This window comes from Sphingomonas baiyangensis (assembly GCF_005144715.1).
GTDB lineage: Bacteria > Pseudomonadota > Alphaproteobacteria > Sphingomonadales > Sphingomonadaceae > Sphingomonas > Sphingomonas baiyangensis.
Map to the genome: position 1 here is coordinate 1222812 of NZ_SWKR01000002.1, position 23005 is coordinate 1245816.

Sequence of the window (23005 nt, forward strand, 5' to 3'; positions counted from 1 at the left end):
ATATAGCCCGCACGCCGCGTCGCGCCATCCGCGACCCAACTCCTTTTGTCGAACAGGTTCGCCGATGCCCGAAGTGATCTTTCCCGGCCCCGAAGGTCGCCTCGAAGGGCGGTTCGCGCCTGCCCCGCGCCCGCGCGCACCCGTCGCGATGATCCTGCATCCGCACCCCCAATCGGGCGGCACGATGAACAACCGCATCGTGCAGGAGCTCTACAAGACCTTCCAGCGGCGCGGCTTCGCCACGCTGCGTTTCAATTTCCGGGGCGTCGGCAAGAGCCAGGGCGTGTTCGACAATGGCGTGGGCGAATTGTCCGATGCCGCCTCCGCGCTCGACTGGGTGCAGAGCTTCCATCCCGAAGCGCAGACGACATGGATCGCCGGCGTCAGCTTCGGCGCATGGATCGGCATGCAGCTGTTGATGCGCCGCCCCGAAATCCGCGGCTTCATCTCGATCGCGCCGCCGGCGAACATGTATGATTTCACCTTCCTGGCCCCCTGCCCCTCCTCGGGCATCATCATCCAGGGCGACGCCGACGAGGTGGTGACGCCCAGCGCCACGCAGAAGCTGGTCGACAAGCTGCGTACGCAAAAGCACATCACCATCCATCATGACACCATCCCCGGCGCCAACCATTTCTTCGAGCACGAGATGCCGCAGCTGATGGGCAGCGTGGACAAGTATCTGGACATGCGGCTCGACCCCAATTCGCCGATCCGTTGACGGCCTGATCGGCGTCAGACGCTCCAGATCAGCACGTTGAGGAAGGTGACGACCGCTGCGGCCACCATCAGCAGCGGTTTCTGCCGTTCGCCCCCGCGCCAGAGCAGCGTCGCGCCAACCAGCAGCGCAAGCACGCCGAGCATCGCGATCGACAGGAGCGTAGCGGCAAGCGGGCTATCGGTCATCGCAATCCTCGATGCTGTTGGGGCCGAGGCACATGTTCAGCCACCGGCCAGCACGCGGGCATAGGCTGCCGGATCGGTATTGCCGCCCGACAGCATGACGAGCGTGCCGGGCGCCGGATCGATCCGGCCGGCCAGCAGCGCCGCCAGCGCAACGGCGCCGCCGGGCTCGACGACGACGCGCAGTTCCGCCGCCGCCCAGCGCTGTGCCGCCGCGATCTCGTCCTCCCTAACCGCCACACCGCGCGCGTCGCGTCGTGCCAGCACCTCGAAGGTGCGTTCGGCAACGCGCAGCGTCTGCAATGCGTCGCACGCGGTAGGCGGCGGCTCGGGCGCCACCGGCTCGATCCATCCGGCCTCGAGGCTGCGACGCATGTCGTCCCACCCCTCGGGCTCGACGACGACGATTTCGGCGTCGGGCACGGCGAGCGCGCAGCCTGCCGCCAGCCCGCCGCCGCCGCATGGCACGACGATCCGCAGCGGCGCGCCGAGCCCGGCGCTTTCCATCTGCTGCACCGCTTCGATCGCGGCGCTGCCCTGGCCTTCGATCACCCACGCATCGTCGAAGCTCGGCACCAGCACTGCGCCGCGCGCATGCGCGAGATGCGCGGCGATCTTTTCGCGATTCTCGGTCATGCGGTCATAGCTCACGACCTCGGCTCCCAGCGCCAGCGTCGCGTCGCGCTTTACGCGCGGCGCATCGGCGGGCATCACGATCACCGCGGGCATCCCCAGCCGCTTGGCAGCCCATGCGACGCCCTGCGCATGATTGCCTGACGAGAAGGCGACGACGCCGCGCGCACGCTCGTCCGCCGCGATCGCCGTCAGCCGATGCCACGCGCCCCGCAGCTTGAACGCGCCGACGGGCTGGAGGCATTCGGCCTTGAAAGCGACGGCAACGCCCCCAAGTGGATGGACGAACAATGGCGATGGCGGCAGCACTGCTGCGATCTTCGCCGCGGCGTCGCGGACGCCGGCCCGGGTTGGCTGTCGCAAAATCGTCACAAATCACCCTGGCCGTCGAAAAAACCCGCAGAATCGCTTTACACCAGGGGGGCCGGACCCTATGTGCACCCCCCGCTGCCCCATGGGACTTCCAACCGCAAGGCAGCTTTTGTCACCGTATGCCGAAAGGCAATTGGAGGTCCCTTGAATTGGCCAAGCATCATCGCGCGCTGGGGCTAGCAACCGCCCCCTTTTCCGACGCTATTGCCGTCGTACAAGCAACGCAGCCTGTCCAGCCGGTAACGCTGGTACGCCCGCACGCCGCGAGTCGTGCGGCCCGTTTCTTCGTCGAGAAGTTTCCGGGCCGGTCGATGTATGCGGTGAAGGCGAACCCGTCGCCCGAGCTGCTGCACATCCTATGGGATAGCGGGATCACGCATTACGACGTCGCCTCGATCGGCGAGGTCCGGCTGGTCGCGCGCGAACTGCCCGAAGCCACGCTTTGCTTCATGCACCCGGTCAAGGCCGAGGAAGCGATCGCAGAGGCCTATTTCACGCACGGCGTGCGCACCTTCTCGCTCGATACGATCGAGGAGCTCGAAAAGATCGTCCGCGCCACCAAGGCGGCCGACGACCTGACGCTTTGCGTGCGCATCCGCGTATCGTCGGACTTGTCGAAGCTCAGCCTCGCATCGAAGTTCGGCGCGGGTCCGGGTGAGACCAAGGAATTGCTGTTCGCCGCGCGCCAGGCCGCCGATGCGCTCGGCATCTGCTTCCATGTCGGCAGCCAGGCGATGTCGCCCGATGCCTATGCGCAGGCGATGGAGCGCGTGCGCCTCGCCATCGTCGAGGCGGCGGTGACGGTCGACGTCGTCGATGTGGGCGGCGGTTTTCCATCGGCCTATCCCGGCATGGAGCCGCCCCCGCTCGAGCGCTATTTCGAGACGATCCACCGCGCGTTCGAATCGCTGCCGATCAGCTATTCGGCTGAATTGTGGGCCGAACCCGGCCGCGCGCTGTGCGCCGAGTACAGCTCGCTGATCGTGCGCGTCGAGAAGCGCCGTGGCGACGAGCTGTACATCAACGACGGTGCCTATGGCGCGCTGTTCGACGCCGCGCATGTCGGCTGGCGCTTTCCCGTCACGCTGTTGCGCGAGCCCGAAAGCCGCGCGCGCGACATCGGCTTCAGCTTCTACGGCCCTACCTGCGACGATCTCGACCACATGGCGGGTCCGTTCGATCTGCCCGCCGACATCGTCGCCGGCGACTATGTCGAGGTCGGTATGCTGGGTGCCTATGGCTGCGCGATGCGCACCGCGTTCAACGGCTTCGGCACCGATGCTCTGATCGTCGTCGAGGACGAGCCGATGGCGTCGCTATATGGCGCCGACGAGGACGAGGCCGATAGCGGCAACGTCGTCCAGCTCGGCGCGCGTCGCTGATACGAATAGGGCGGCGGGAGCGCGGATGCTCCCGCCGCCCTGTTTCGATTGCCACGCCCGCGATCAGGATAGCCGGTCGCGAAAACTCTCCCAGCCGAACTCGCGCACGATCTCGAGGCTGTCGTCGCGGCTGTCCCATAGCGCGATGGCTGGTAGCGGGACGCCGTTGAAGGTGGTGGTCTTGACCATCGAATAATGCGCCTGATCGAGGAACGCGATGCGCTGGCCGGGCACGGGCAGCTCCCCAAAGCGATAGTCGCCGATGATGTCGCCCGCCAAGCATGACGGGCCGCCGAGGCGCACCGCCACGCCTTCGCCCTCGGGCATCTCGCCGATCATCGCGGGACGATAGGGCGCCTCGATCACGTCGGGCATGTGGCACGTCGCCGAGATATCGACGATGGCGACGGGCATGCCGTTGTCGATGACGTCGAGCACTTCGCCTACGAGAACGCCGGCATCGAAGGCGATCGCCTCGCCGGGTTCGAGATATACTTCGAGACCAGTGGCTTCGCGCAAATCCCTGAGGAACGCCACGAGGTCGTCGCGCTGATAGTCGGCGCGAGTGATGTGATGGCCGCCGCCGAGATTGAGCCATTCGAGACGGTTGAGATAAGGCGCCACGCGCGGCGCCAGCGCTTCCCAAGTGCGTCGGAGCGGCGGGAAATCCTGTTCGCACAGCGAATGGAAATGGAGGCCCGTCACGCCTTCGAGGTCGGCGGCGGTTAGCTGGTCGGCGGGATGGCCGAGGCGCGAATGCGGTTGCGCGGGATCATATTTCGCCACCTCGCCCTCGGCATGCATGGGATTGAGGCGCAGACCGATATCGAACCGCTCGCCGGCATCGCGCGCGGCTGCAAGTTCGCGCCGGAAACGCCTGATCTGCGACGGCGAATTGAAAATTACATGGTCCGAAAGCGCGCACACCTCGGCCAGGTCGCCGGCCTTGTACCCAGCGCAGAAGGTGGCGACCTCGCCGTGATAATGCGCTTTCGCGAGCCGCGCTTCCCACAGCCCCGACGTGGCGGTGCCGTCGAGATAGCGTCCGACCAGGTCGCCGAGCGACCACATCGAGAACGCCTTGAGCGCCAGCAGCAGCTTGATGCCGGCGCGGTCGCGCACATCGGCGAGGATCGCCAGATTGCGCTCGATGGCGGCCTTGTCGATCACGAAGCAGGGGCTCGGCACGCGCGACAGGTCGAACCGCGAGAATGCGCCCGCCCCGCCCGACTTGGTGGTCATGGGGGGGGCGGCGCGGGTATCGTCTGGCTTCATTGTCGCGTCACCCCAGCGAGCGCTGGGGTCTCCTGCTTGGGAAAGTGGCTGCGGCGCGAGACCCCAGCTCTCGCTGGAGTGACGGTCCTTCGTGCCCGTCAGAAGCGCAGCGGCTCGGGCAGTTCCTTCACCTGCCATGGCAGGCCATGCTTGTTGAGCATCGCCATGAAGGGATCGGGATCGAGCTGCTCGATGTTGAACACCCCCTCGCCGCGCCATGTGCCGTTGAGCATCAAAGCGGCGCCGATCATCGCGGGCACGCCAGTGGTGTAGCTCACCGCCTGGTTGCCCGTCTCGGCATAGGCGTCCTCATGGTCGCAGACATTGTAGACGTAGAAGGTCTTCTGCTCGCCCTCGGCAGTGCGGCCGGTGGCGATGTCGCCGATGTTGGTCTTGCCCTTGGTCGTCTCGCCCAGCGTCGAAGGTTCTGGCAGCACGGCCTTGAGGAACTGAAGCGGAATGACCTCGCGGCCTTCGTACAGCACCGGCTCGATCGATGTCATGCCGACATTCTCGAGCACGCGCAGATGCGTGAGATACTGCTCGCCAAACGTCATCCAGAAGCGTGCGCGCTGAAGCTCGGGAATGAACTTCACGAGGCTTTCGAGCTCCTCGTGATACATGAGGTACATGTTCTTCGCGCCGACCTGATCGAAGATGAACACCTGCCGCTCGCTGAGCGCAGGCGTTTCCACCCACTGGCCGTTCTCCCAATGCCGCGCGGGCGCGGTCACCTCGCGGATGTTGATCTCGGGATTGAAGTTGGTGGCGAAATGCTGGCCATGGTCGCCGCCGTTGCAATCAAGGATGTCGAGCGTCTCGATCGTCTGGAGCAGATGCTTCTTGATGTGCATCGCGAACACGCTGGTGACGCCCGGATCGAAACCCGAGCCGAGCAGCGCCATCAGGCCGGCGGCCTTAAAGCGGTCCTGATACGCCCATTGCCAGCCATATTCGAACTTCGCCTCGTCGCGCGGCTCGTAATTGGCGGTGTCGAGATAGTCGACGCCGGTCTTGAGGCACGCCTCCATCAGGTTGAGGTCCTGATAGGGCAGCGCCAGATTGACGAGCAGCTTCGGCTTCACCTGATCGATCAACCGCGCCGTCGCATCGACATCGTCGGCATCGACTTCGGCAGTCGCGATCTCGACACCGAAGCGCTCGTGCACCGATTTGGCGATCGCATCGCACTTGAACCGGCGGCGGCTGGCGAGCGTGACCTTGCCGAACAGGTCGGGGTTCTTCGCCATCTTGTGCACCGCGACCGAGGAGACACCGCCCGCGCCGATCACCAGAACATCGTTCACGCCAAAGCCTTTCGCATGGAAATCCGAACAGCGCCCATATGGGATGGGTGCCCACGATGCAAAGGTGGCGATGGCGCATGACGCGCGCATGACGGCGCGATCAGCCGAAGATGCGTGCTACGCTTTTCTCGAGCATCAGCAATTGCCACAAGGTGCGGCCATGCTCGGCGCGGCCCAGGCGGTGATCGTCGGCCAGCGCCGCGAGCGCGCGCGGCTCGAACCATTGCGCCAGCCGTGATGATCGCGTCAGCGCCTGCGCCTCGCCGGCCAGGCTGCCGCGGAACCACGCGCTGATCGGTGTGACGAACCCCTTTTTCGGGCGATAGAGAATGTCGTGCGGCAGATAGGGCTCCAGCGCCTTCTTCATCAGCCACTTGCCCTGCCCGCTTCGGATGCGCAGCGAAGATGGCAGCGTCGCGGCGAATTCGACCAGCCGATAGTCGAGCAGCGGCTCGCGCGCTTCCAGTCCTACGCCCATCGACGTGCGATCGGCCTTGGTCAGGATGTCGCCAGGCAGCCAGTGACGAAAATCGGCATATTGTGCGGCGTCGAGCCCGTCACGCGCAGGCGCGTCGGCCATCGCGGCCAGATAGCGATCTTCGGCGCGATGCTCGCCGATCGCGCGGCACATGGCATCGTTGTAGAGCGCGAGGCGCGTCGACGGCAGCGTTACGCCTACCGCGCGCGCATAGGCCGCCGCACCGTCGTCGGCGAGTGCGAGCAGTGTCGTCTTGGCGCGCAGCGGACGCGGCGCCCAGTCGGCTTTTGGATAGAGCGCGCCGGCGATGCCCGCCGCACGGCGCAGCGGTGCCGGCAACATCCCGCGCACGCGCTCCTCGGCAGCGTGGAAGCGATAGCGGCGATAGCCGGCAAAAGCCTCGTCGGCGCCGTCACCCGAGAGCGCCACCGTCACCTGCTCGCGCGCCAGTTCGCACACGCGCCAGGTGGCTAGCGCGGAAGCGTCGGCGAAAGGCTCGTCGAAGGCTTCGACCAACCGGTCGATCAGCGCGAAATCGTCGGCCGCGACTACGCGCGTGCGATGATCGGTGGCGAAGCGATCGGCCACGGCCTGCGCATGGCCACGCTCGTCATGCCCCGCCTCGTCGAAGCCGATGGTGCAGGTGTTCACCGCGCGCCCGCTCGCCTCGGCCATCAGCGCCACGACCGCCGACGAATCGACGCCGCCCGAAAGAAACGCGCCGAGCGGCACGTCGGCGACCATGCGCGATCGCACCGCGGTGCGCAGATGATCGGTAAGCTCGGCGGCCAGATCGGCAGGCTTGCCGTTGGCGCGCCGCGAGAAATCGACATCCCACCAGCATATGGGCGCCGGCACCGGACGACCGCGCTCGACGAGCAGGAAATGCCCGGCGGGCAGCTTGCGCACGCCCTGCACGATGCACGCATCGTCGGGGACGTAGCCCAGCCCCATGAAATCCTCGACCGCGCGCAGATCGAGTTCGCGCCGCAGCAGCGGATGCGCCAGCAAGCCCTTGAGCTCGGAAGCGAAAGCCAGCGCGCCGTCGGCAAGTTCGGCATAATGGAGCGGCTTCACCCCCATCCGGTCGCGCGCCAGGAACAGGCACTGGCGGCTCGCATCGTGCAGCGCGAAGGCGAACATGCCGTTGAGCCGCGCCAGCATGTCAGTGCCCCAGGCGCGCCAGCCGTGGAGCAGCACTTCGGTGTCGCTGTGGGTACGGAACCGTGCGCCCTTGGCCTCGAGCTCGGCGCGCAGTTCGGCGAAATTATAGATCTCGCCGTTGAAGCTCACCGTGACGGCGCCATCGTCGCTCGCCATCGGCTGGCGCCCGCCGGCGAGATCAATGATCGACAGGCGGCGATGCCCGAGCCCCACGCCTTGCGCGGTCCAGATGCCCGATCCGTCAGGCCCGCGATGCGCCAGCGCGTCGGTCATCGCCGCGACGCGGCCGGGTTCGATGGGCTTGGGCGTGCCGGGATAGAACAGCCCGGCTATGCCGCACATGGCGCCGTCACTTCGCGGTGCCGGTCACGCCGTCGGCGATCGTCTCTATCCCGCCTGCCGCCACGAGAAAGCGGCGGATCGCGGCGCGCGTGTCGATGCCGGGTGCCTGCACCGCCGACATCACCACCGCCACGCCGGCTTGATCGCCCCTCAGCAATTTCACGCGCAGCGTCTCCAGCTTCACCCTTTGCGGGTCGCCGGTCACGATAGCGCCGATATGATTCCACGTCACGGTTTCGCGGTTCACCGGGCCGGCATGCGTCATGCGCAGCGCCGCGCCGCCCATCAGCGGGGGCAGATCGTCGATGCGGATCCAGCGGTCGTTCTCGGCGATCGGGCCGATGCCGAAGCCCACCATTTCCTTGCCTTCGTGCTGTGCGCCATAAAGCGCGACGGCGAGATCGACGCGGACGCCGCGATCATCGGCATAGCGGCCATAGACGAAATGATCGGCGCCCGGATAATTGGGCACGAACGGCGCCTGCGTATCGACGGCCACGCGCGTCCAGCCGGGCACCTGCGGCAAATCGATCCTTGCGGGCAGCGTCGCGTGTCGCTCGGCGATCGCGTGCGCGGCGCCCGCCGCACCGCCTGCGATCATCAGGATCGCCGCGAGCGCTAGCCCCGCGTCAATGCGCCCACGCACCGGCGACTGGAGGCGCGTCGGATCGAACCACGACGCATCGGGATCGCGATCGAACCAGCGCCAGCCGGCCGCCAGCACCATCGCCATCACCAAGGCGAAGAACACCCAGCCATAGACGATGTGATCGAGACCCGTCGCCGCCTCGACCGAGGTGAGCTCGGCCGCGACGATCGTGCCCCAGGCGCGCAGCACGTTCGCCAGCATCGGAATGACGATCGCGATTCCCAGGAAGCCCAGGCGACGGCGCCACGAGACGAAGCAGACATTCGCCGCGAGCACGCCATAGGCGAGCATGGCGATGACGAACTTGGCGCCCGAACATGCCTCGGCCACCTCGAAATAGCCCGCCGGCGTGGTGATGAGCACGCCGTCGACCTGTGCCGGTATCCTGACCACGTGCAGCAGCGGCATCATCAGCGTGACGGTGAAGTCCTGCAACGGCGCCTCGAGGAACTCGCCGAACGGAACAAGGAACAGCAGATAGGCGATGGGGAAGAGCAGCGCGCGCGTCGCCTGTATGCCCAGCAGCGTCACCACCGCGCCCTGCAGCATCAGCACGAGCCCGAGGTGCCGCGCGAGCGCAACCCCCGCCACCGCGCCTGCGAACCAGACGAACGCCCCGCCCGCCACGATCGCCAGCGCCGGCGCCCAGGCCGCGACGGGCACGGCCGGAAGGTCGGCCCGGCGCTGCCATACGAGCCAGCCGACGATCGGCAGCACGAACAGGCAATGGCCGAAGGTCGTCGAGTTCCAGTAGATGCCGGCGAGGTCGCCTGCATCGGCGCGGAACACGAGCAGGATCGCCGCCCATGCCGCGGCGAGCCACAGCGCATGCCGCCGCCAGCCGGCGAGGTCGGCACGCGCGGCGCTGAACTCGCGATGATCGAGCGCGATCGTCATGCCGCCGCCCGCGCATCGTCGAGGCCGAGCAGCGGCGCCAGCCGGGCAAGCCGCGCATCCCAGCCATAGCGCGCCAGCACGCGCGCGCGCGCCGCCTTGCCCATTGCATCGGCCGCCGCGCGATCGCCAATCAGCGTGGCGACGCGATCGGCGAAGCTCTCCGCATCGTACGCCACCGCGATGGTGCCGCCATGGTCGATCCCCTCGGCCGCCTCGGCGCTCGCCACCACGGGCCGTGCCATCGCCATCGCCTCGAGCACCTTGTTCTGGATGCCGCGTGCGTGGCGCAGCGGTGCCACCACCACATCGGCTCCAGCAATCCAGCCGCGCGTGTCGGGCACCGCGCCAGTCACCGTCACGCGGTCGCCTGCCAGCACCCGTACCTCGGGAACCGGCGCGCGACCGACGATCGCGAAATGGGCGCCATCGATCCGCGGCAGCACCTCGTCGGCGAACCAGCGGACGGCCTCGACATTGGGCGGGTAATCCATCTGTCCGGTGAACACGATTTGCGCCGCCGCCCCGCGCTCGGACGGCGGCGCGGCGGCGGGGTCGAAACGAGCGGAGTCGATGCCGTTCTCGATCACCTGCACGCGCGGCCCGTCGAACAGCGCGGCTTCGGCGGCGCTCACGAACAGGCTGGCATCGGCACGCGCGGCGACGGCGCGCTCGAAGAGGCCCAGCCGGTGCGCCTCGCGCTTCAGCAGCACGCGCAGCAGTGGCGTGGCGCGCGCGGCATAGCCCGCGAACTTCGCCGAATCGAGATCGCAGAAGTCCATGACGAACCGGCCCCGCCAGTCGCCCGGCACATATTGCGCCATCTGGCCCGAAAACACGAAGATCGCGCCGATCCGCTCGCGCGCTATCACCTCGCCCGCTGCGCGGTGCATCGCCGGGTCGGCGAAGCTGGTGAGCGAAACGGGGCGCCCGCTTACCAGCGCCTCACCCAGCCCGCGCAGCCGCGACTTTCCACGCCACAGGATGCGATGGCTGGCGCACAGCTCGCCGAGCGCGGCGTCATGCCCCATGTCGTCGGCGCTGTCGGCGAAGCTAAGCAGATGCACGCGCGCGCGCTGCGCGAGGAAGCGCAGAAGGTTGAAGCTGCGGATCTTGTCGCCGCGATCGGGCGGAAACGGCGTGCGATGCGCGAGGAAAAGGATGTCGTCGCCGCTCATCCCAGCCCCTTCGCGATCCACGGTCCCAGCCGGTTGGCGATGGGCAGCGGCAGCTTCTGCCATAATGCCACACGCGCGGCATAGCGCGGATCGAGCGGATTGACGCTGCGCTTCGCTTCACTCTGCGCGACGCGCGTGTGGTACGCGCGGGGCGAAGGCTCGAACCCCCAATTCTTCTTGAACGCCGCAGCACCCGTGCCGGCTTTCGATCGCCCGAAATCGAAACGGGTGCAGCCACGCGTGCGCGCGTGGCGCATCAGCGCGAAATACATCGCGTCGTTTGCGCGCAAGCCGCGCGCTTCGGCGGTGCCGCCGCCCCAATAGGGCATCACGGTGCCGCGCCAGTAGAGGCTGAGCACGCTCGCCACCGCCCGCCCCTTATGGCGCACCGTCAGGATATCGGCATCGTCGCCAAATGCCGCGAGCACCGCGCGGAACAATTTGGCGGGGAATACCGGCGTGCCCAGATTGCGCACCGATTCGGCATAGACGGCGTAATGATCCGACGGATCGACATCGATCGAGGCGTTCAGGTCGAACCCCAGCGCGCGCCGCACCTCGGCGCGCTGCTTGCGCGGAATGGCGAGCAATTCGGCATCGTCATCGGCGGCGAGATCGCGGACGAAGCCCAGATAGGTGTCGGTATCGGTGTCGAAGCCCGCTCTTGGCTCTGCACCGCCGCGCAGTTCGAGCGTCGGGCAACTCAGCCGCTCGGCAAGCGCCCAGGCCGATGTGGCGAGCGTCTGCGCCGTCGCAGAGTCATCGGCGAGCACGCCGCCATCGACGCCGAAACCCGACGAGACGAGCGCGCGGCCGAACAGCGGCGAGTGCATTGCGGTAAGCGGCACCAGCCCCACCAGCGCGCCACAGCGCTCGGCGAGCAGCATATGTGCGGGCTGGCCGCAGCCCCGCGCGACCGCGTTCAGCCAGCGCGGCGTGTGGAAGGGCGTGCCGTCCGGATGCCCGGCGACGAACGCCTCGATCCGCGCAGCCTCGCCCGGCTCGGCAAGACCGGCGGCGCGGATCGCCAAGTCGAGGCGTGCGGGCGCGTTCATGCCGGTGTCGCGTGATGGTCGGCGATGATCCGGTCGACGCGATCCCACTGATGGCGGCGCACCAGCTTCGCGAGCTTGCCGGCCATCGCGCCAAGCCGGCTGTAATGCCGAATACGCGACTTGAGCGGCGCCGTCCGCACGCGCGGCTGGGCGGGATCGATTTCCCACGGGTGGAAGTAGAACATCGCCGGATGTGCATCGGCGCGGTTGGCGCGCACGATCGCGCGCTCGACGACCGACGAGGGCAGCAGGCGGAAGAAACCGCCGCCCGCCGTCACTTCGCGGCCGAGCACGCTGGCGATGGTGACGGGAAACTCGACCAGCGGCGAATCGGCGAGCGGGCGGAACAGTTGGCGTGGCGCATCGGGCCAGCCATAATGATCGTGCGCGATCGGCGCGATGCTCGAGGAATAGGCGTAGCCCGCCTCGGCCAGCACGGCATGTGCCCAGGGCGTGCGCTTGTCGAACGAGAAGCTCGGGGCGCGATAGCCCGTCACCGCCTGCCCGCCGGCATCCTCCAGCGCGCGGCGCGCCTGCGCCAGATCCTCGCGGAACTGCGCGGGTGTGAGGTTGAAGACGCGCTTGTGATCCCAACCATGGCTGGCGATCTCGTGCCCGGCATCGGCGATGCGGCGCATTAATGACGGATTGCGATGCGCCACCCAGCCAAGCGTGAAGAAGGTGGCACGCACATCGGCCTCGGCAAACAGGTCGAGCACGCGGTGCGTGTTCGCCGCCACGCGCTGGTCGAGCGACTCCCAGTCGTCGCGATCAATGACATGCTCGAACGCGCCGACCTGGAACCAGTCCTCGACATCGACCGAAAGGCCGTTTCGTATCACGCCGCCCTCCCGGATCAGGCGGCGCCGCGCACTTCGGCCGCCTCGTTGCGTGTATCGCCTTCGACCCAGTCGACCAGCAGCGTCAATACGCGCCGAAGTGCTGCGTCCTGCTCGACGAGCCGCGCTTCGAGCTCGGCGACGCGGCCGTGCAGCGCATGATCGACCGGCAAGGGCGCATAGCCGCGCGGTGCAGGCTCTTCGGCCGCAATCGGCGTCGCGACGGGATCGCCGCGATCGGCCATGTCGGCGTCGATATCGGCCATGACGGCTTCGACATCAGCCCGCGTGAAATGCTCGATGCTCTCGAGCGCGCCGTGCAGCATCACCCGGCTCGCCAGCAGGTTGAGCCGGCGCGGCACGCCGCCTGACCAGCCATGCATCGCGGCGATCGCGTCGAGATCGAAGTCGGGCCGCCCTTCCCAGCCGACCACGCTCAGGCGGTGGATGAGATAGGGCTCGACTTCCTCGATCCCCATCGGCTCGAGATGATGCATAGCGATCACGCGCTGGCGCAACTGTTCGAGGCTGCCGGCGCCTTGCAGCACCTGGCGGAACTCGGGCTGGCCGAGCAGAAAGATCTGCAAAAGCGGATAGCCGCCGGCCTGGAAGTTGGAGAGCATGCGCAGCTCTTCGAGGCTGTCGACAGGCAGCGACTGCGCCTCGTCGACGATCAGCAGCGTGCGCTTGCCCGATCGCGCGACGGCGTGCAGCCCGCGCTCGATTGCCGACAGCAGCTGCGCCTTGCCCATCCGGCCGCCTTCGACACCGAGCCCGGCCGCCACCAGCGCCAGAAGATCGGACGCGGCGATCTGCGTCGATACGATGCGGATGACGTGCAGGCGCGTGGCGTCGATCTCGGCCATCAGATGGCCGACAAGCGTGGTCTTGCCCGCCCCCGGATCGCCGGTGATGACGATGAAGCCCTCGCCCTGGCTCAGGCCATAGCCCAGATACGCCATCGCCTTGCGGTGCGTGGCGGTATCGAACCAGAAATCGGGATCGGGCGTCAGCTGGAATGGCCGGCCGCGCAATCCGTAATGTTGATCGTACATCATCGTCTCCGGCGGGTTGGCCCGCGCTTCAGAATCGGTAGCCGAGGCCGAGCAGCGCCTGTCCCGACACGTCGGGGCGCGGCGCGCCTTCCTGGTCGAAGGTATAGACGCCGGCAGTAACGATCGCGTTGACGCGGCCGAGCTGGCGTACATACGCCGCCGTGGCGCCCGCACCCCAGATATCGCCGCCGAGGCCGAGCCCGCTGTCGAAATAGTTCAGATAGATGTCGCCGGTCAGCACCGAGTCGATCGACAGGTTATGCGCGGCGAAGGTCTGGAGATAATAGCTCTGGTCGGCCAACCCGTCGATGCCGAGGCCGAGCGTGTCGTCGGGCGCGATGAAGCGGCGATGGGCATAGCCCGCGCCCAGCCCGTAGCGCGTTGGTCCGACGGTCGCGGCATAGACCGCATCGACGCCGCGCGCGCGGAAATTGGCGGTCGCGATCGATTGCAGCACGGGCGAGAGGCAGCCGCCCACCGCGCCGCCCTCGGTGCCGAAGATGCAGCCGTTATACTGGTCGCTGAACGCATCGAACGGGGTGTTGAAGCTCGTCGGCAGCGACGACAGGCTCGAGTTGAGCTGACGCCCGAAGCTCGTCACGCTGTCGTACACGCCCACCTGGATGCCTGATGCGGCATCGATCTGGTAGCTGAGCGAGCCGATGCCCGTGAACGTGCCATATCGCTCACCGATCCGCGCCTCGAGCGTGGTGCGCGGGCTGGGGCGCCAGAGCACTCCAGCGTCGTAGAACACGCCGTCGATGTCGTAGGCGATGCGCTGCGGCGAGGCGGGATCGGTGACGAACCGGCCATTGCCGTCGAGCACGGGGAACCCGTCGGCACCAACGAGCGCGTCCTTCTGGCTGATCTCGATCTGCTCCCAGCCGACGCCGCCGACCAGTGCCAGCGTGGGCGACAGCGGCTGGACGATGTCGCCGCGCGCGAACCAGCCCTCGTAGCGCTGGTCGAGCTGGCCCGCATCCTCGCGCGCATAAGCGCCCGACAGCGTGAAGCCGAACGGCGCATAGGTGCCCGCCCACGTGCCGATGCTCGCGGTGGCCAGATGGCTGAGCGCATCGTCGTAATAGTCGAGCCGCGGTTCGCCCGGCAGCAGGCCCACGCCGTTGTCGGGCGTTTCCACCTTGGTATAGCCGACGCGGTAGAGCGCGTTGACCGCGAAATCGTCGATCCGCCCCGAATAGCTCGGACCGGCGTAAAGCGAATAGAGCTGGCTGATGTTGCTGATGTCGCCCACCAGATTGCCGGGCGCTGCGCCGCGGAAATCGGAGCGCGCACGCGTGGCGAGCGCGCCGCCCTCGATCGTAAGCCCCGGCGCGATCTGGAACGCGCCGCGCGCGAGGCCCGAATGCACGTCGTCGTCGCCGATCTGGTCGTCCCACGAGAAGCGGTGCTCATACTGATAGTTGAGCTGGAACTCGACGCGCTGCGTCTGCACCGCCACGTCGACACCTGCCGCCACACTGGTGAAGGTCAGCACGTCGCTGGTCTGGAGATCGGCGGTCAGGATCTGGCCGACCTGAATATAGGGCGAGACCACGCTCTGGCGCTGCCCCCCGCCCTGCTGCTGCTGCTGCGCGAACGCGGGCTGCGCGGCGGCGAGAGCCGCGGTGCCGCCAAGCAGATATGCGAACTTCACGCCGGGTCTCCATAGCCATAATAGTCGCCGAACCGTGTTCCGTCGGGCCGCAGCGTCACGCCGTTGAGCAAGAGCTGAATGTTGTCGCAGGGCGAAAGCCGGCTCACGGCATCGCGCACATCGGCCTCGCTGGTACGATCGGCGCGGACCACCAGCATCACCTGGCCGACGAGGCTGGCGAGCACGACCGCGGGCGACGCCGCCAGCGCCGGCGGCGAATCGAAGATGACGATGCGGCGCTTGTCGGCGCGCATCAGGCTGGCGATCACCACGCGGGCGCGTTCGCTCGAGAGCAGTTCGGTATCGGCATGTCCGCGCGTTCCGGCAGGCAACAGCAGTAACTGCGGCACATCGGTTTCGACGATCAGTTCCTCGACGTTGCGCGTCGGATCGGCGACCGCATCGAGCAGGCCGGGACCATCGGCCACGCCCAGCCGGTTGAGCAGATCGGGCTTGGCGACATCGGCATCGACGAGGAGGATCTCGACATCCTTCTCGGCAGCCATCGACAGGCCGAGATTGGCCGCGCAGAAGGTCTTGCCGTCACCGGGCTTGGCCGAACAGACGAGCATGGCGCGTGCGCGCGGTTCGTCGCCGAGCTTGGCCGCGCCGACCAGAAGCTGGCGCTTCACCAGCCGGAATTCCTCGGCCAGCGGCGTCACCGCGGCGCCAGGCACTAGCAGGCCCGCATCGGCGAGGCGCGAAGGCTCGATGATCGCGACGCGCCGGTCGACCGGCGGCGGGGCCGACACCGCATCCGCGCCGTCCCATCCCTCGGTTTCGGCGAGCGGCGGCGGCACCGGATCATGGCGCGGCGCGATCACCGGCGGCGGCGGCGCGTAATCGTACATGCCGGTGGCACGTTCGAGCAGCGAGCCCTTGAGGCGATTGGGGGTATGCGCGTTCATGCTGTTCCTCACGCCACCATGCCGCGCTGGACGAATTCGACGCCGAGCAGCACGACGAACACCGCCGCCAGCCCGCCGGCGCCGCCCGCGAACATCCGCAGCTGCTTCTTGCGCAGCGCCTGCTGCGCCTCGGTCACCACTTCGCCGATGGCACCCAGCACGGGCATGCCGCTGGCCTTTTCAAGCCGCTGGACCGTCGGGTAGCTGGTCTGGAGCTTCGACAGGCCGAACGCCGCGCCCACGCCGCCTCCGAGCCCGAGGATCAGCACGCCCGCCAACAGGAGCGGCCGGTTGGGTGCCGTCGGCACGCGCGGCGCCGTCGGCGGGTCGATCACGCTGAAGCGCACCGCATCGGTCTCGGACTGCACCGAGCTGCGGATGCGCACCTGCTCGCGGCTGGCGAGCAGCTTGTCATACTGGTCCTTGAGGACGAGATAGTCGCGGTCGATCGCAGCCATGTCGGCAGCGGCGGCCGGATCGGCAGCCATCGCCTGGTTGAGCCGGTCGAGATCGCCTTCGAGCTGCGCCTTGCGCTGGCTGAGCGCTGCCACCTGTGCGGCGCGATCGGCCTGCATCGAGCGCAGGCTGAGATACAGCGGATTGGTCGCGCCCGCATCGCCACCGTACATCGGCTCGTTGGCGGCGGCCGCCTGCGCGGCGCGCAGCTGGTTGTTGAGTGCGATCACGTCGGGATGGCTGTCGGTCCAGCCGCGACCGCGCGCTTCGGCAAGCTGGCCCTGGATGGTGGCAAGGCGCGCACGCGTCGGCCCCGATACCGCGCCGCCGGTGCCCGGCGTCGTCGCGGGCGTACCCGCCATCTGACCGTTGACTGCCGACAGGCTCGACTGCGCGGCGGCGAGATCAGCATCGACCTGGCCGAGCTGCTGGCGCGCCTGCCCCAGGCGATCGGCGATGGTGCCGGTGCCCGGCAGGCTGCCCAGATAGCGCGCGGCGAAATCGGCCTTTTTGGCCTCGGCTTCCTGCAACGCGCGCTGGCGCTGCTCGATCTGCTGGTCAAGGAAGCGCAGCGACGTGCTCGTCTCGTCGCGGTTCGATTGCAGATTGTCCTCGACGAAGATGTCGATAAGCTTCTGCACCACGTCGCGCGCGAGCTTGGCGTTCTCGGCGTCGGACATGCCGGCATTGGCGATCGTCGCCGAAATCTCGAACAGATTGGGGTCCTGCTGCGGCGTCAGCTTGATCGCCTTCTGCAAGCCGGCGATGCGATCGGTCACGTCGCGCTCGCTCGACACGCCGTCGGCGATGCTCGTGCCCAGCACGACCTTGCGCATGTTGACCGCCGAGGTGAGCGTCTGGCGGACGCGCTCGATATCCTTCTGCTGCTCGACCTGCGCGATCGAACCGTCCTGCGCGGGCAGGATCGAGCGCAGCTGCACGAACACGCGTGCGGTCGAGACATACTGGTTGGGAATCATCGAAACGACCAGCCAGCCGAGCAGGCACAGCGCCCAGGCCACGCCCAGCGCTAGCCAGCGCCGTATCCATACGGCATGCAGCGCCGCGCGGAATTCGTCGTACAGGCCGTCCATCAGAACATGCTCTGGGGGATGATGATGACATCACCCGGCGAGAGGCGGACGTTGGCGGAGGTGTCGCCTTCGCGCAGAAGACTGTTGATCCGCAGCGCATATTCGGTCTGTTTGCCCGAATCCTTGTCGAACCGGATCAGCCGCGCGCGGTTGCCCGATGCGAACTCCGACAATCCGCCCACCGCGATCATCGCGTCGAGCAGCGTCATGTTGGCGCGATAGGGCAGCGACGCCGGTTTCTCGGTCGCGCCCACCACGCGGATCTGCTGGCTGAACGTGCCCGAGAAGTTATCGACGATCACCGAGACGATCGGCTGGTTGATATATTCCTTGAGCGCGATCTTCATGTCGTCGGCGAGCATCGACGGCGTCTTGCCCACTGCGGGCATGTCAGCGATCAGCGGCGTGGTGATGCGGCCGTCGGGGCGCACCTGCACCTTCGCCGACAGCTCGGGATTGCGCCACACGAAGATCTGGAGCGAATCGAGCGGGCCGATGATATATTCCTCGCCCGGCCCTTCACGCTCGGCGACGAATTGCGCCGGCGGCAGTTCGGGTCGGTTGCCGCTACCTGCGCAGCCGCTCAATCCCACCGCTGCGATCAGCGGCGCTACCAGCAGCTTCCCCAATCCGTGCAAACGCATCACCCAAGGCCTTTCGTGTCGCGCGCCTCGCCGCACCTAAGGTGCGGGAAACTCACGCAGGAACAGCTCTGCTTAGGGGGTGAGAGGTTAAATTAGCGTTCAGCAGCCACGCCGACGATCAGCTCGCGCGCCGCTGGATGGCCAAGGAACAGCCCCGGACTGGCAGTGAGGCCATAGGCGCCCGCCAGAAAGATCGCGACGACATCGCCAACGCGCGGAAGCGGCAGCACCACCTTGTCCCCAAGGCGATCGAGCGGCGTGCACAGGCTGCCCACGACCGATACCGGGTCGCCCGGCGCCTCGTTCATGCGATCGACGAGCGCTAGGGGATAGTTGCGGCGAACCACCGTGCCGAAATTGCCGCTGGCGGCGAGCTGGTGATGCAGCCCGCCATCAACCACGGCGAAGGTCTCGCCCTGGCTTTGCTTCACGTCGATCACGCGCGTCAGATACACGCCGCATTCGCCCACCAGCCAGCGGCCGAGCTCGATCGCATAGTCGGTGTCGGTGTCGCCGTCGCGGTCGAGCGTTTCGGCAAGCGCGGCGCCCACCGCCGCGATATCGACCGGCGCATCGCCGGCGAAATAGGGAATGCCGAAGCCGCCGCCCAGATTGACGTGCGGCGCGCGCGCGCCCGCTGCGTCCGCCAGCCGCGCAGCGAGCGCGACGGTCGCCGCCTGCGTCTCGATGATCGCGGCGGCCGACAGCGCCTGCGAGCCGGCATAGATGTGGAAGCCACGCCAGTCGACGCCCGTTGCCAGCAGCCGGCGCACGAGCGCCGGCACGCGCGCGGCATCGATGCCGAAGGGCGAGGCGCGCCCGCCCATCTTCATGCCCGATCCCTTGAGATCGAAATCGGGATTGACGCGGATCGCGAGGCGCGGCCGCACGCCCAGCCGTTCGCCGATCGCGAGGGCGCGCTCGGCCTCGCCTTCGGATTCGAGATTAAGCGTCGCGCCGCGCGCGATCGCCAGTTCGAGCTCGTCGTCGCGCTTGCCGGGACCGGCGAAGCTGACGAGCGCGGCTTCCTTCACCGCCAGCGCCTTTTCGAGCTCGCCGCCCGACGCGACGTCGAGCCCGTCGACCAGCGGGGCGATGCCGGCGAGCATCTCGGGGTGCGGATTGGCCTTGATGGCATAATGGATCGCCAGCCGATCCGGCATCGCCGCGCGCAGCCGCGCGATCCGTTCGGCGACGATGCCGAGATCGTAGACGAACAACGGCGTGTCGCCGGCCTGCGCGATCCAGTGCTCGGCATCGTGCCCCGCGATCGTCAGCACGTCCTGGCCTGCGAAATATGGCGGAATCGGCCCCATCGGCTTCATGCCGCGATCTCCTTCTTGAGCGCCGCGCGATCGAGCTTGCCATTGGCGTTGCGCGGCAGTGCGTCGCGCCAGACATAGGTGGCGGGCTGCATGAAGCTTGGCAGATCGCGTCGCAGCCGCTGGCGCAGCGCCACCTCGGCAGCCTCGCTGTCGCCATTGGCGCGCGCGACGACGGTGATCGCCTGCCCGAGCCGAGCATCGGCGACGCCCAGCGCCACCGCCTCGGCCACCTCGCCCCCCGCGAGCACCGCTTCCTCGACTTCGGTAGGGCTGATGCGGTTGCCCGACGACTTTATCATCTCGTCGTCGCGGCCGACGAAGCGAAGCAGGCCGGATTCGTCCTCGGTCACGCTGTCGCCCGACCAGACCGCGGTGCCGCCATAGGTGGAAAACGCCGGCGCGGACTTGAAGCGCAGCGCGGTGCGCTCGGCATCCTGCCAATATCCCTGCGCGACGAGCGGTCCGGCATGGACCAGCTCGCCCGCCTCGCCGGGGGCGGCAGGCGTGCCGTCGGCGCGCACGACCATGATCTCGGCAAAGGGGATGGCGCGCCCCATCGAATCGGGATGGGCATCGACGAGCTCGGGATCGAGATAGGTCGAGCGGAACGCCTCGGTCAGCCCGTACATCGGATAGAGCCGCGCCTGCGGAAAGCGCGCGCGCAGTTCGCGCACCAGCTTGGGCGTGAGCGCGCCGCCCGAATTGGTCAGGCGCCGCAGCGACATGGCCGCAGCATCGGGCCAGTTCGCTTCGAGCAGTTGCACCCACAAGGGCGGAACGCCGGCGAGCGAGGTGATGCCCTCACGCTCGACCGCGCGCACCACGTCGCGCGCGGTGAGATAGTCGAGCGGATGGACGCAGCCGCCCGCCGCCCAGGTCGAGAAGAGCTGGTTCTGCCCATAGTCGAAGCTGAGCGGCAGCACCCCAAGCACTCGATCGTCAGGCGTAAGGCGCAGATAATGCGCGACGCTGACCGCGCCCAGCCACAGATTGGCGTGGCTGAGCATCACGCCCTTGGGGCGCCCGGTCGAGCCGGAGGTATAGAGGATCGCGGCGAGCGAATGCGGATCGGCCAACGATGGCGGGAGCGGATCGCCGCGGCCGGCTTCGTCCGCCAATGTCGCCGCCGCCAGATCACCGGCCGCGAGCGTGGCGGCACGGCCCGGTTGCGTCAGCAGCAGCGAAGCGCCGCTGTCGGCGAGAATATGCGCGACCTGCGCGCGCTTGAGCACCGGGTTCACCGGCACGTACACCAGCCCCGCTCGCGGGGCCGCGAGCGGCATCAGGCACGCCTCGCGCGTCTTGGGCAGCCAGCTCGCGACGCGCGCGCCGGGCTCGAACCCGAAACCGGCGAGCCAGCCCGCCAATGCTGCGACCTCGGCCTCGAGCGCAGCATAGTCGAGCACTCCCTCGCGCGTCGCGAGTGCCGGCGCGTCGCGAGCGCCGGTCAGCGCCACATGGTCGATCGGGCGGGGCGTGGGATCAAGCGGCAGCATCGGCACCTTTTTCGAACGCGACAACCTCGCCCGCAGGGGGTGCGGGCTTGGCAGCATGGCTCAAGCGCTCTAACGCGCAGCTCTTAAGCAAATCGTGACGCTGGGGGAAATCTTGCTGCCCGAAGGACATGCCGAGGTCGAGGCGACGGTGCGCGCGGTACTGCGCGACGTGCTGGGGATTTCCGACGAGCGCGTCGCCGCATTCGACGACGATACGCCGCTGTTCGGCGCGTTGCCCGAGCTTGATTCGATGGCGGTGGCCGGCGTGCTGACCGAGATCGAGGATCGGCTTGGCATCACCATCGACGATGACGATGTCGATGGTGAGACGCTCGAGAGCTTCGGCGCGCTCGTTCGCTTCGCGCAGGACAAGGCGCTGACGTGAGCGTGAGCGATCGGGCCTTCTCGATCGAACACTATCAATGGTCCGGCGGGCGTGAGGCGATGCTCCGCTTTGGCCTCACGACCGGCGCGGTCGTGCTGCTGGCGATGCCGCTCTTCGAGGAAGCCAACCGCACCCGCGCGCTGATTGTCACGATGCTGCGCGCGCTCGCCGAGCATGGCATCGGCGCCGCGCTGCCCGATCTGCCCGGCACCGGCGAAAGCCTGGTGCCGACCGAAGCCGCGCGGCTCGAAGACTGGCGCGCCGCCTTCGCCGCCGCCGAGGAACAGGTGACGCGCGGCGGCGGGCGCGTGCACATCGCTTCGCTGCGCGGCGGCGCACTCGTCGACACGCGCGCCAATTGCGCGGGACGCTGGCACTTCGCCCCCGTCGCCGGCGCGGCGCTGGTCCGCGATCTGATGCGCGCGCGTCAGGCATCGGCGCGCGAGGCGGGCGAACCCTTCGATCCCGCCGCGATCGCACCCGGTGGTCCACCGGTCGAGCTGGCGGGCAATCTGCTCGCGCCCGAGCTGATCGACGAGCTCAAGGGCGCGGTGCCTACCGCCGCGGCACCGCTGCGCACCGTGCGCCTGCTTACCGAGGCCGCCGCTGCCGATCACAAGATCGCCGCCCGCCCGCTGTGGCGTCGCGCCGAGCCCGAGAACAACCCCGCGCTCGCGCGCGAACTCGCTGCCGATCTGGCGGCCTGGGTGAAGACATGCGGCGGCTGATCGCGTTCGATTGCGCCGGCGAGACGCTGGCCGGCACCCTGGACGAGGCCGGAGGCACGACGGGCCTGCTGATCGTCTCGGGCGGCAGCGAGATCCGCATCGGCGCGCATCGCGGCATGGCGCTGATGGCGCAGGCGATCGCGGCGGCGGGGCATCCGGTCATGCGCTTCGACCGGCGCGGCATCGGCGATTCTACCGGGCATGACCGCGGCTTCGAATCGAGCGCCGACGATATCGCGGCGGCGCTGACAGCGTTCCGCGCCAAGATGCCGCAGCTCCAACGCGTGATCGCGTTCGGCAATTGCGATGCCGCGAGCGCGCTCGCCCTGCATGCGCCGGCGGGGCTCGACGGGCTGGTGTTGGCCAATCCCTGGGTGATCGAAGCTGCCGCCGACGATGCGCTGCCCCCCGCCGCGGCGATCCGCGCGCGCTATGCCGAGCGGCTGCGCGATCCGCGCGCCTGGTGGCGGCTGCTGCGCGGCGGCGTCGATCTGGGCAAGCTCGCGCGCGGGCTGCGCAAGGCCGCCGCGCCGCCGCCCGCCGCACCGCAGGGTCTTGCCGCGCGCGTCGCATCGGGCATCGCTGCCGCCACGTGTCCGATCACGGTGTTGATGGCGCGACGCGACAATACCGCCATCGCCTTTGCCGAAGCCTGGGCCGGCGACGCCTTCGCGCCCACGCGCGAGCGGGCAACGCTGTACGAATGCGAGACCGACAGCCACAGCTTCCACCGCGCCCAAGATCGTGCATGGCTGCTCGAGAGGCTGTCCGCCGCGCTCGGCTGAC

The 23005-nt window shown here is 68.1% G+C and carries 21 protein-coding genes; 5 read left to right on the forward strand and 16 right to left on the reverse strand.

Annotated elements, in window-relative coordinates; translation table 11 throughout:
- Window positions 1–64: 64 nt before the first annotated feature.
- A complete protein-coding gene (locus FBR43_RS09190) occupies window positions 65–721 on the forward strand; it encodes an alpha/beta hydrolase (protein WP_136942864.1) in 657 nt (218 codons plus the stop codon).
- Window positions 722–735: 14 nt separating this feature from the next.
- Here the strand turns inward: FBR43_RS09190 and FBR43_RS16170 are convergent, their stop codons facing one another.
- Window positions 736–906 (reverse strand): hypothetical protein, encoded by a 171-nt coding sequence (locus FBR43_RS16170; RefSeq protein ID WP_169542559.1) that lies wholly within the window; start codon window positions 904–906, stop codon window positions 736–738.
- Window positions 907–942: 36 nt separating this feature from the next.
- The gene (locus tag FBR43_RS09195; RefSeq protein WP_249276658.1) at window positions 943–1854 is read right to left on the reverse strand and encodes a threonine ammonia-lyase; all 912 of its coding nucleotides are present in this window, start codon (window positions 1852–1854) and stop codon (window positions 943–945) included.
- 203 nt (window positions 1855–2057) lie between these two features.
- On the opposite strand from FBR43_RS09195, the gene FBR43_RS09200 reads away from it, so the two are divergent.
- Window positions 2058–3290: a type III PLP-dependent enzyme domain-containing protein gene (locus tag FBR43_RS09200; RefSeq protein ID WP_136942866.1), complete on the forward strand. Its 1233-nt coding sequence runs from the start codon at window positions 2058–2060 to the stop codon at window positions 3288–3290.
- 63 nt (window positions 3291–3353) lie between these two features.
- Here FBR43_RS09200 and FBR43_RS09205 read toward each other — a convergent pair whose 3' ends face one another.
- The 14 genes from FBR43_RS09205 to FBR43_RS09270 form a co-directional block, all read right to left on the reverse strand.
- Entirely contained in the window at window positions 3354–4532 is a 1179-nt protein-coding gene (locus FBR43_RS09205; protein ID WP_136942867.1) for a carboxynorspermidine decarboxylase, read from the reverse strand.
- 131 nt (window positions 4533–4663) lie between these two features.
- Window positions 4664–5872, reverse strand: a complete 1209-nt coding sequence (locus tag FBR43_RS09210) for a saccharopine dehydrogenase family protein (protein ID WP_136942868.1) — start codon at window positions 5870–5872, stop codon at window positions 4664–4666.
- A 100-nt stretch (window positions 5873–5972) separates the two neighbouring features.
- Window positions 5973–7856 carry an XrtA/PEP-CTERM system amidotransferase gene (locus FBR43_RS09215; protein WP_136942869.1) on the reverse strand — a complete coding sequence of 628 codons (1884 nt, stop codon included), beginning with the start codon at window positions 7854–7856 and terminating at the stop codon, window positions 5973–5975.
- A gap of 7 nt (window positions 7857–7863) precedes the next feature.
- On the reverse strand, window positions 7864–9402 hold the full coding sequence (gene xrtA, locus FBR43_RS09220) for an exosortase A (RefSeq protein WP_136942870.1): 1539 nt from the start codon (window positions 9400–9402) through the stop codon (window positions 7864–7866).
- Window positions 9399–10577 carry a TIGR03087 family PEP-CTERM/XrtA system glycosyltransferase gene (locus tag FBR43_RS09225; RefSeq protein WP_136942871.1) on the reverse strand — a complete coding sequence of 393 codons (1179 nt, stop codon included), beginning with the start codon at window positions 10575–10577 and terminating at the stop codon, window positions 9399–9401. The genes xrtA and FBR43_RS09225 overlap by 4 nt, the downstream gene beginning before the upstream one ends.
- Window positions 10574–11632 carry a FemAB family XrtA/PEP-CTERM system-associated protein gene (locus FBR43_RS09230; protein WP_136942872.1) on the reverse strand — a complete coding sequence of 353 codons (1059 nt, stop codon included), beginning with the start codon at window positions 11630–11632 and terminating at the stop codon, window positions 10574–10576. The genes FBR43_RS09225 and FBR43_RS09230 overlap by 4 nt, the downstream gene beginning before the upstream one ends.
- Window positions 11629–12471, reverse strand: coding sequence for an XrtA system polysaccharide deacetylase (locus FBR43_RS09235; RefSeq protein WP_136944121.1), 843 nt, complete (start codon window positions 12469–12471; stop codon window positions 11629–11631). Before FBR43_RS09235 ends, FBR43_RS09230 begins: the two co-directional genes overlap by 4 nt.
- A gap of 17 nt (window positions 12472–12488) precedes the next feature.
- Window positions 12489–13526 carry an AAA family ATPase gene (locus tag FBR43_RS09240; RefSeq protein ID WP_136944122.1) on the reverse strand — a complete coding sequence of 346 codons (1038 nt, stop codon included), beginning with the start codon at window positions 13524–13526 and terminating at the stop codon, window positions 12489–12491.
- A gap of 28 nt (window positions 13527–13554) precedes the next feature.
- Entirely contained in the window at window positions 13555–15183 is a 1629-nt protein-coding gene (locus FBR43_RS09245; RefSeq protein WP_136942873.1) for a hypothetical protein, read from the reverse strand.
- Window positions 15180–16091 carry an AAA family ATPase gene (locus FBR43_RS09250; protein WP_136942874.1) on the reverse strand — a complete coding sequence of 304 codons (912 nt, stop codon included), beginning with the start codon at window positions 16089–16091 and terminating at the stop codon, window positions 15180–15182. Before FBR43_RS09250 ends, FBR43_RS09245 begins: the two co-directional genes overlap by 4 nt.
- Before the next feature lie 8 nt (window positions 16092–16099).
- Complete coding sequence (locus tag FBR43_RS09255; RefSeq protein WP_136942875.1) at window positions 16100–17641, reverse strand: XrtA system polysaccharide chain length determinant; 1542 nt, start codon at window positions 17639–17641, stop codon at window positions 16100–16102.
- Window positions 17641–18285: an XrtA/PEP-CTERM system exopolysaccharide export protein gene (locus tag FBR43_RS09260; RefSeq protein WP_136942876.1), complete on the reverse strand. Its 645-nt coding sequence runs from the start codon at window positions 18283–18285 to the stop codon at window positions 17641–17643. Before FBR43_RS09260 ends, FBR43_RS09255 begins: the two co-directional genes overlap by 1 nt.
- A gap of 92 nt (window positions 18286–18377) precedes the next feature.
- Window positions 18378–19610, reverse strand: coding sequence for a pyridoxal-dependent decarboxylase, exosortase A system-associated (locus FBR43_RS09265; RefSeq protein WP_136942877.1), 1233 nt, complete (start codon window positions 19608–19610; stop codon window positions 18378–18380).
- Entirely contained in the window at window positions 19607–21106 is a 1500-nt protein-coding gene (locus FBR43_RS09270; protein ID WP_136942878.1) for an AMP-binding protein, read from the reverse strand. Before FBR43_RS09270 ends, FBR43_RS09265 begins: the two co-directional genes overlap by 4 nt.
- A 112-nt stretch (window positions 21107–21218) precedes the next feature.
- On the opposite strand from FBR43_RS09270, the gene FBR43_RS09275 reads away from it, so the two are divergent.
- Genes FBR43_RS09275 through FBR43_RS09285 form a run of 3 tightly spaced genes read left to right on the forward strand, consistent with a single transcriptional unit; the run spans window position 21219 to window position 23004 of the window.
- A complete protein-coding gene (locus FBR43_RS09275; RefSeq protein ID WP_136944123.1) occupies window positions 21219–21491 on the forward strand; it encodes an acyl carrier protein in 273 nt (90 codons plus the stop codon).
- A 2-nt stretch (window positions 21492–21493) separates the two neighbouring features.
- A complete protein-coding gene (locus FBR43_RS09280; protein WP_249276522.1) occupies window positions 21494–22219 on the forward strand; it encodes an alpha/beta hydrolase family protein in 726 nt (241 codons plus the stop codon).
- On the forward strand, window positions 22207–23004 hold the full coding sequence (locus tag FBR43_RS09285) for a hydrolase 1, exosortase A system-associated (RefSeq protein ID WP_136942879.1): 798 nt from the start codon (window positions 22207–22209) through the stop codon (window positions 23002–23004). Before FBR43_RS09280 ends, FBR43_RS09285 begins: the two co-directional genes overlap by 13 nt.
- The last annotated feature ends 1 nt before the right edge of the window (window position 23005 follow it).

What these genes read in the sequence shown, in the direction of transcription:
- FBR43_RS09190 (WP_136942864.1), top strand. Translation starts at nt 65, where the DNA reads ATGCCCGAAGTGATCTTTCCCGGCCCCGAAGGTCGCCTCGAAGGGCGG.
- FBR43_RS16170 (WP_169542559.1), bottom strand. Translation starts at nt 906, where the DNA reads ATGACCGATAGCCCGCTTGCCGCTACGCTCCTGTCGATCGCGATGCTC.
- FBR43_RS09205 (WP_136942867.1), bottom strand. Translation starts at nt 4,532, where the DNA reads ATGACCACCAAGTCGGGCGGGGCGGGCGCATTCTCGCGGTTCGACCTG.
- FBR43_RS09215 (WP_136942869.1), bottom strand. Translation starts at nt 7,856, where the DNA reads ATGTGCGGCATAGCCGGGCTGTTCTATCCCGGCACGCCCAAGCCCATC.
- xrtA (WP_136942870.1), bottom strand. Translation starts at nt 9,402, where the DNA reads ATGACGATCGCGCTCGATCATCGCGAGTTCAGCGCCGCGCGTGCCGAC.
- FBR43_RS09225 (WP_136942871.1), bottom strand. Translation starts at nt 10,577, where the DNA reads ATGAGCGGCGACGACATCCTTTTCCTCGCGCATCGCACGCCGTTTCCG.
- FBR43_RS09230 (WP_136942872.1), bottom strand. Translation starts at nt 11,632, where the DNA reads ATGAACGCGCCCGCACGCCTCGACTTGGCGATCCGCGCCGCCGGTCTT.
- FBR43_RS09240 (WP_136944122.1), bottom strand. Translation starts at nt 13,526, where the DNA reads ATGTACGATCAACATTACGGATTGCGCGGCCGGCCATTCCAGCTGACG.
- FBR43_RS09250 (WP_136942874.1), bottom strand. Translation starts at nt 16,091, where the DNA reads ATGAACGCGCATACCCCCAATCGCCTCAAGGGCTCGCTGCTCGAACGT.
- FBR43_RS09255 (WP_136942875.1), bottom strand. Translation starts at nt 17,641, where the DNA reads ATGGACGGCCTGTACGACGAATTCCGCGCGGCGCTGCATGCCGTATGG.
- FBR43_RS09260 (WP_136942876.1), bottom strand. Translation starts at nt 18,285, where the DNA reads ATGCGTTTGCACGGATTGGGGAAGCTGCTGGTAGCGCCGCTGATCGCA.
- FBR43_RS09265 (WP_136942877.1), bottom strand. Translation starts at nt 19,610, where the DNA reads ATGAAGCCGATGGGGCCGATTCCGCCATATTTCGCAGGCCAGGACGTG.
- FBR43_RS09270 (WP_136942878.1), bottom strand. Translation starts at nt 21,106, where the DNA reads ATGCTGCCGCTTGATCCCACGCCCCGCCCGATCGACCATGTGGCGCTG.
- FBR43_RS09285 (WP_136942879.1), top strand. Translation starts at nt 22,207, where the DNA reads ATGCGGCGGCTGATCGCGTTCGATTGCGCCGGCGAGACGCTGGCCGGC.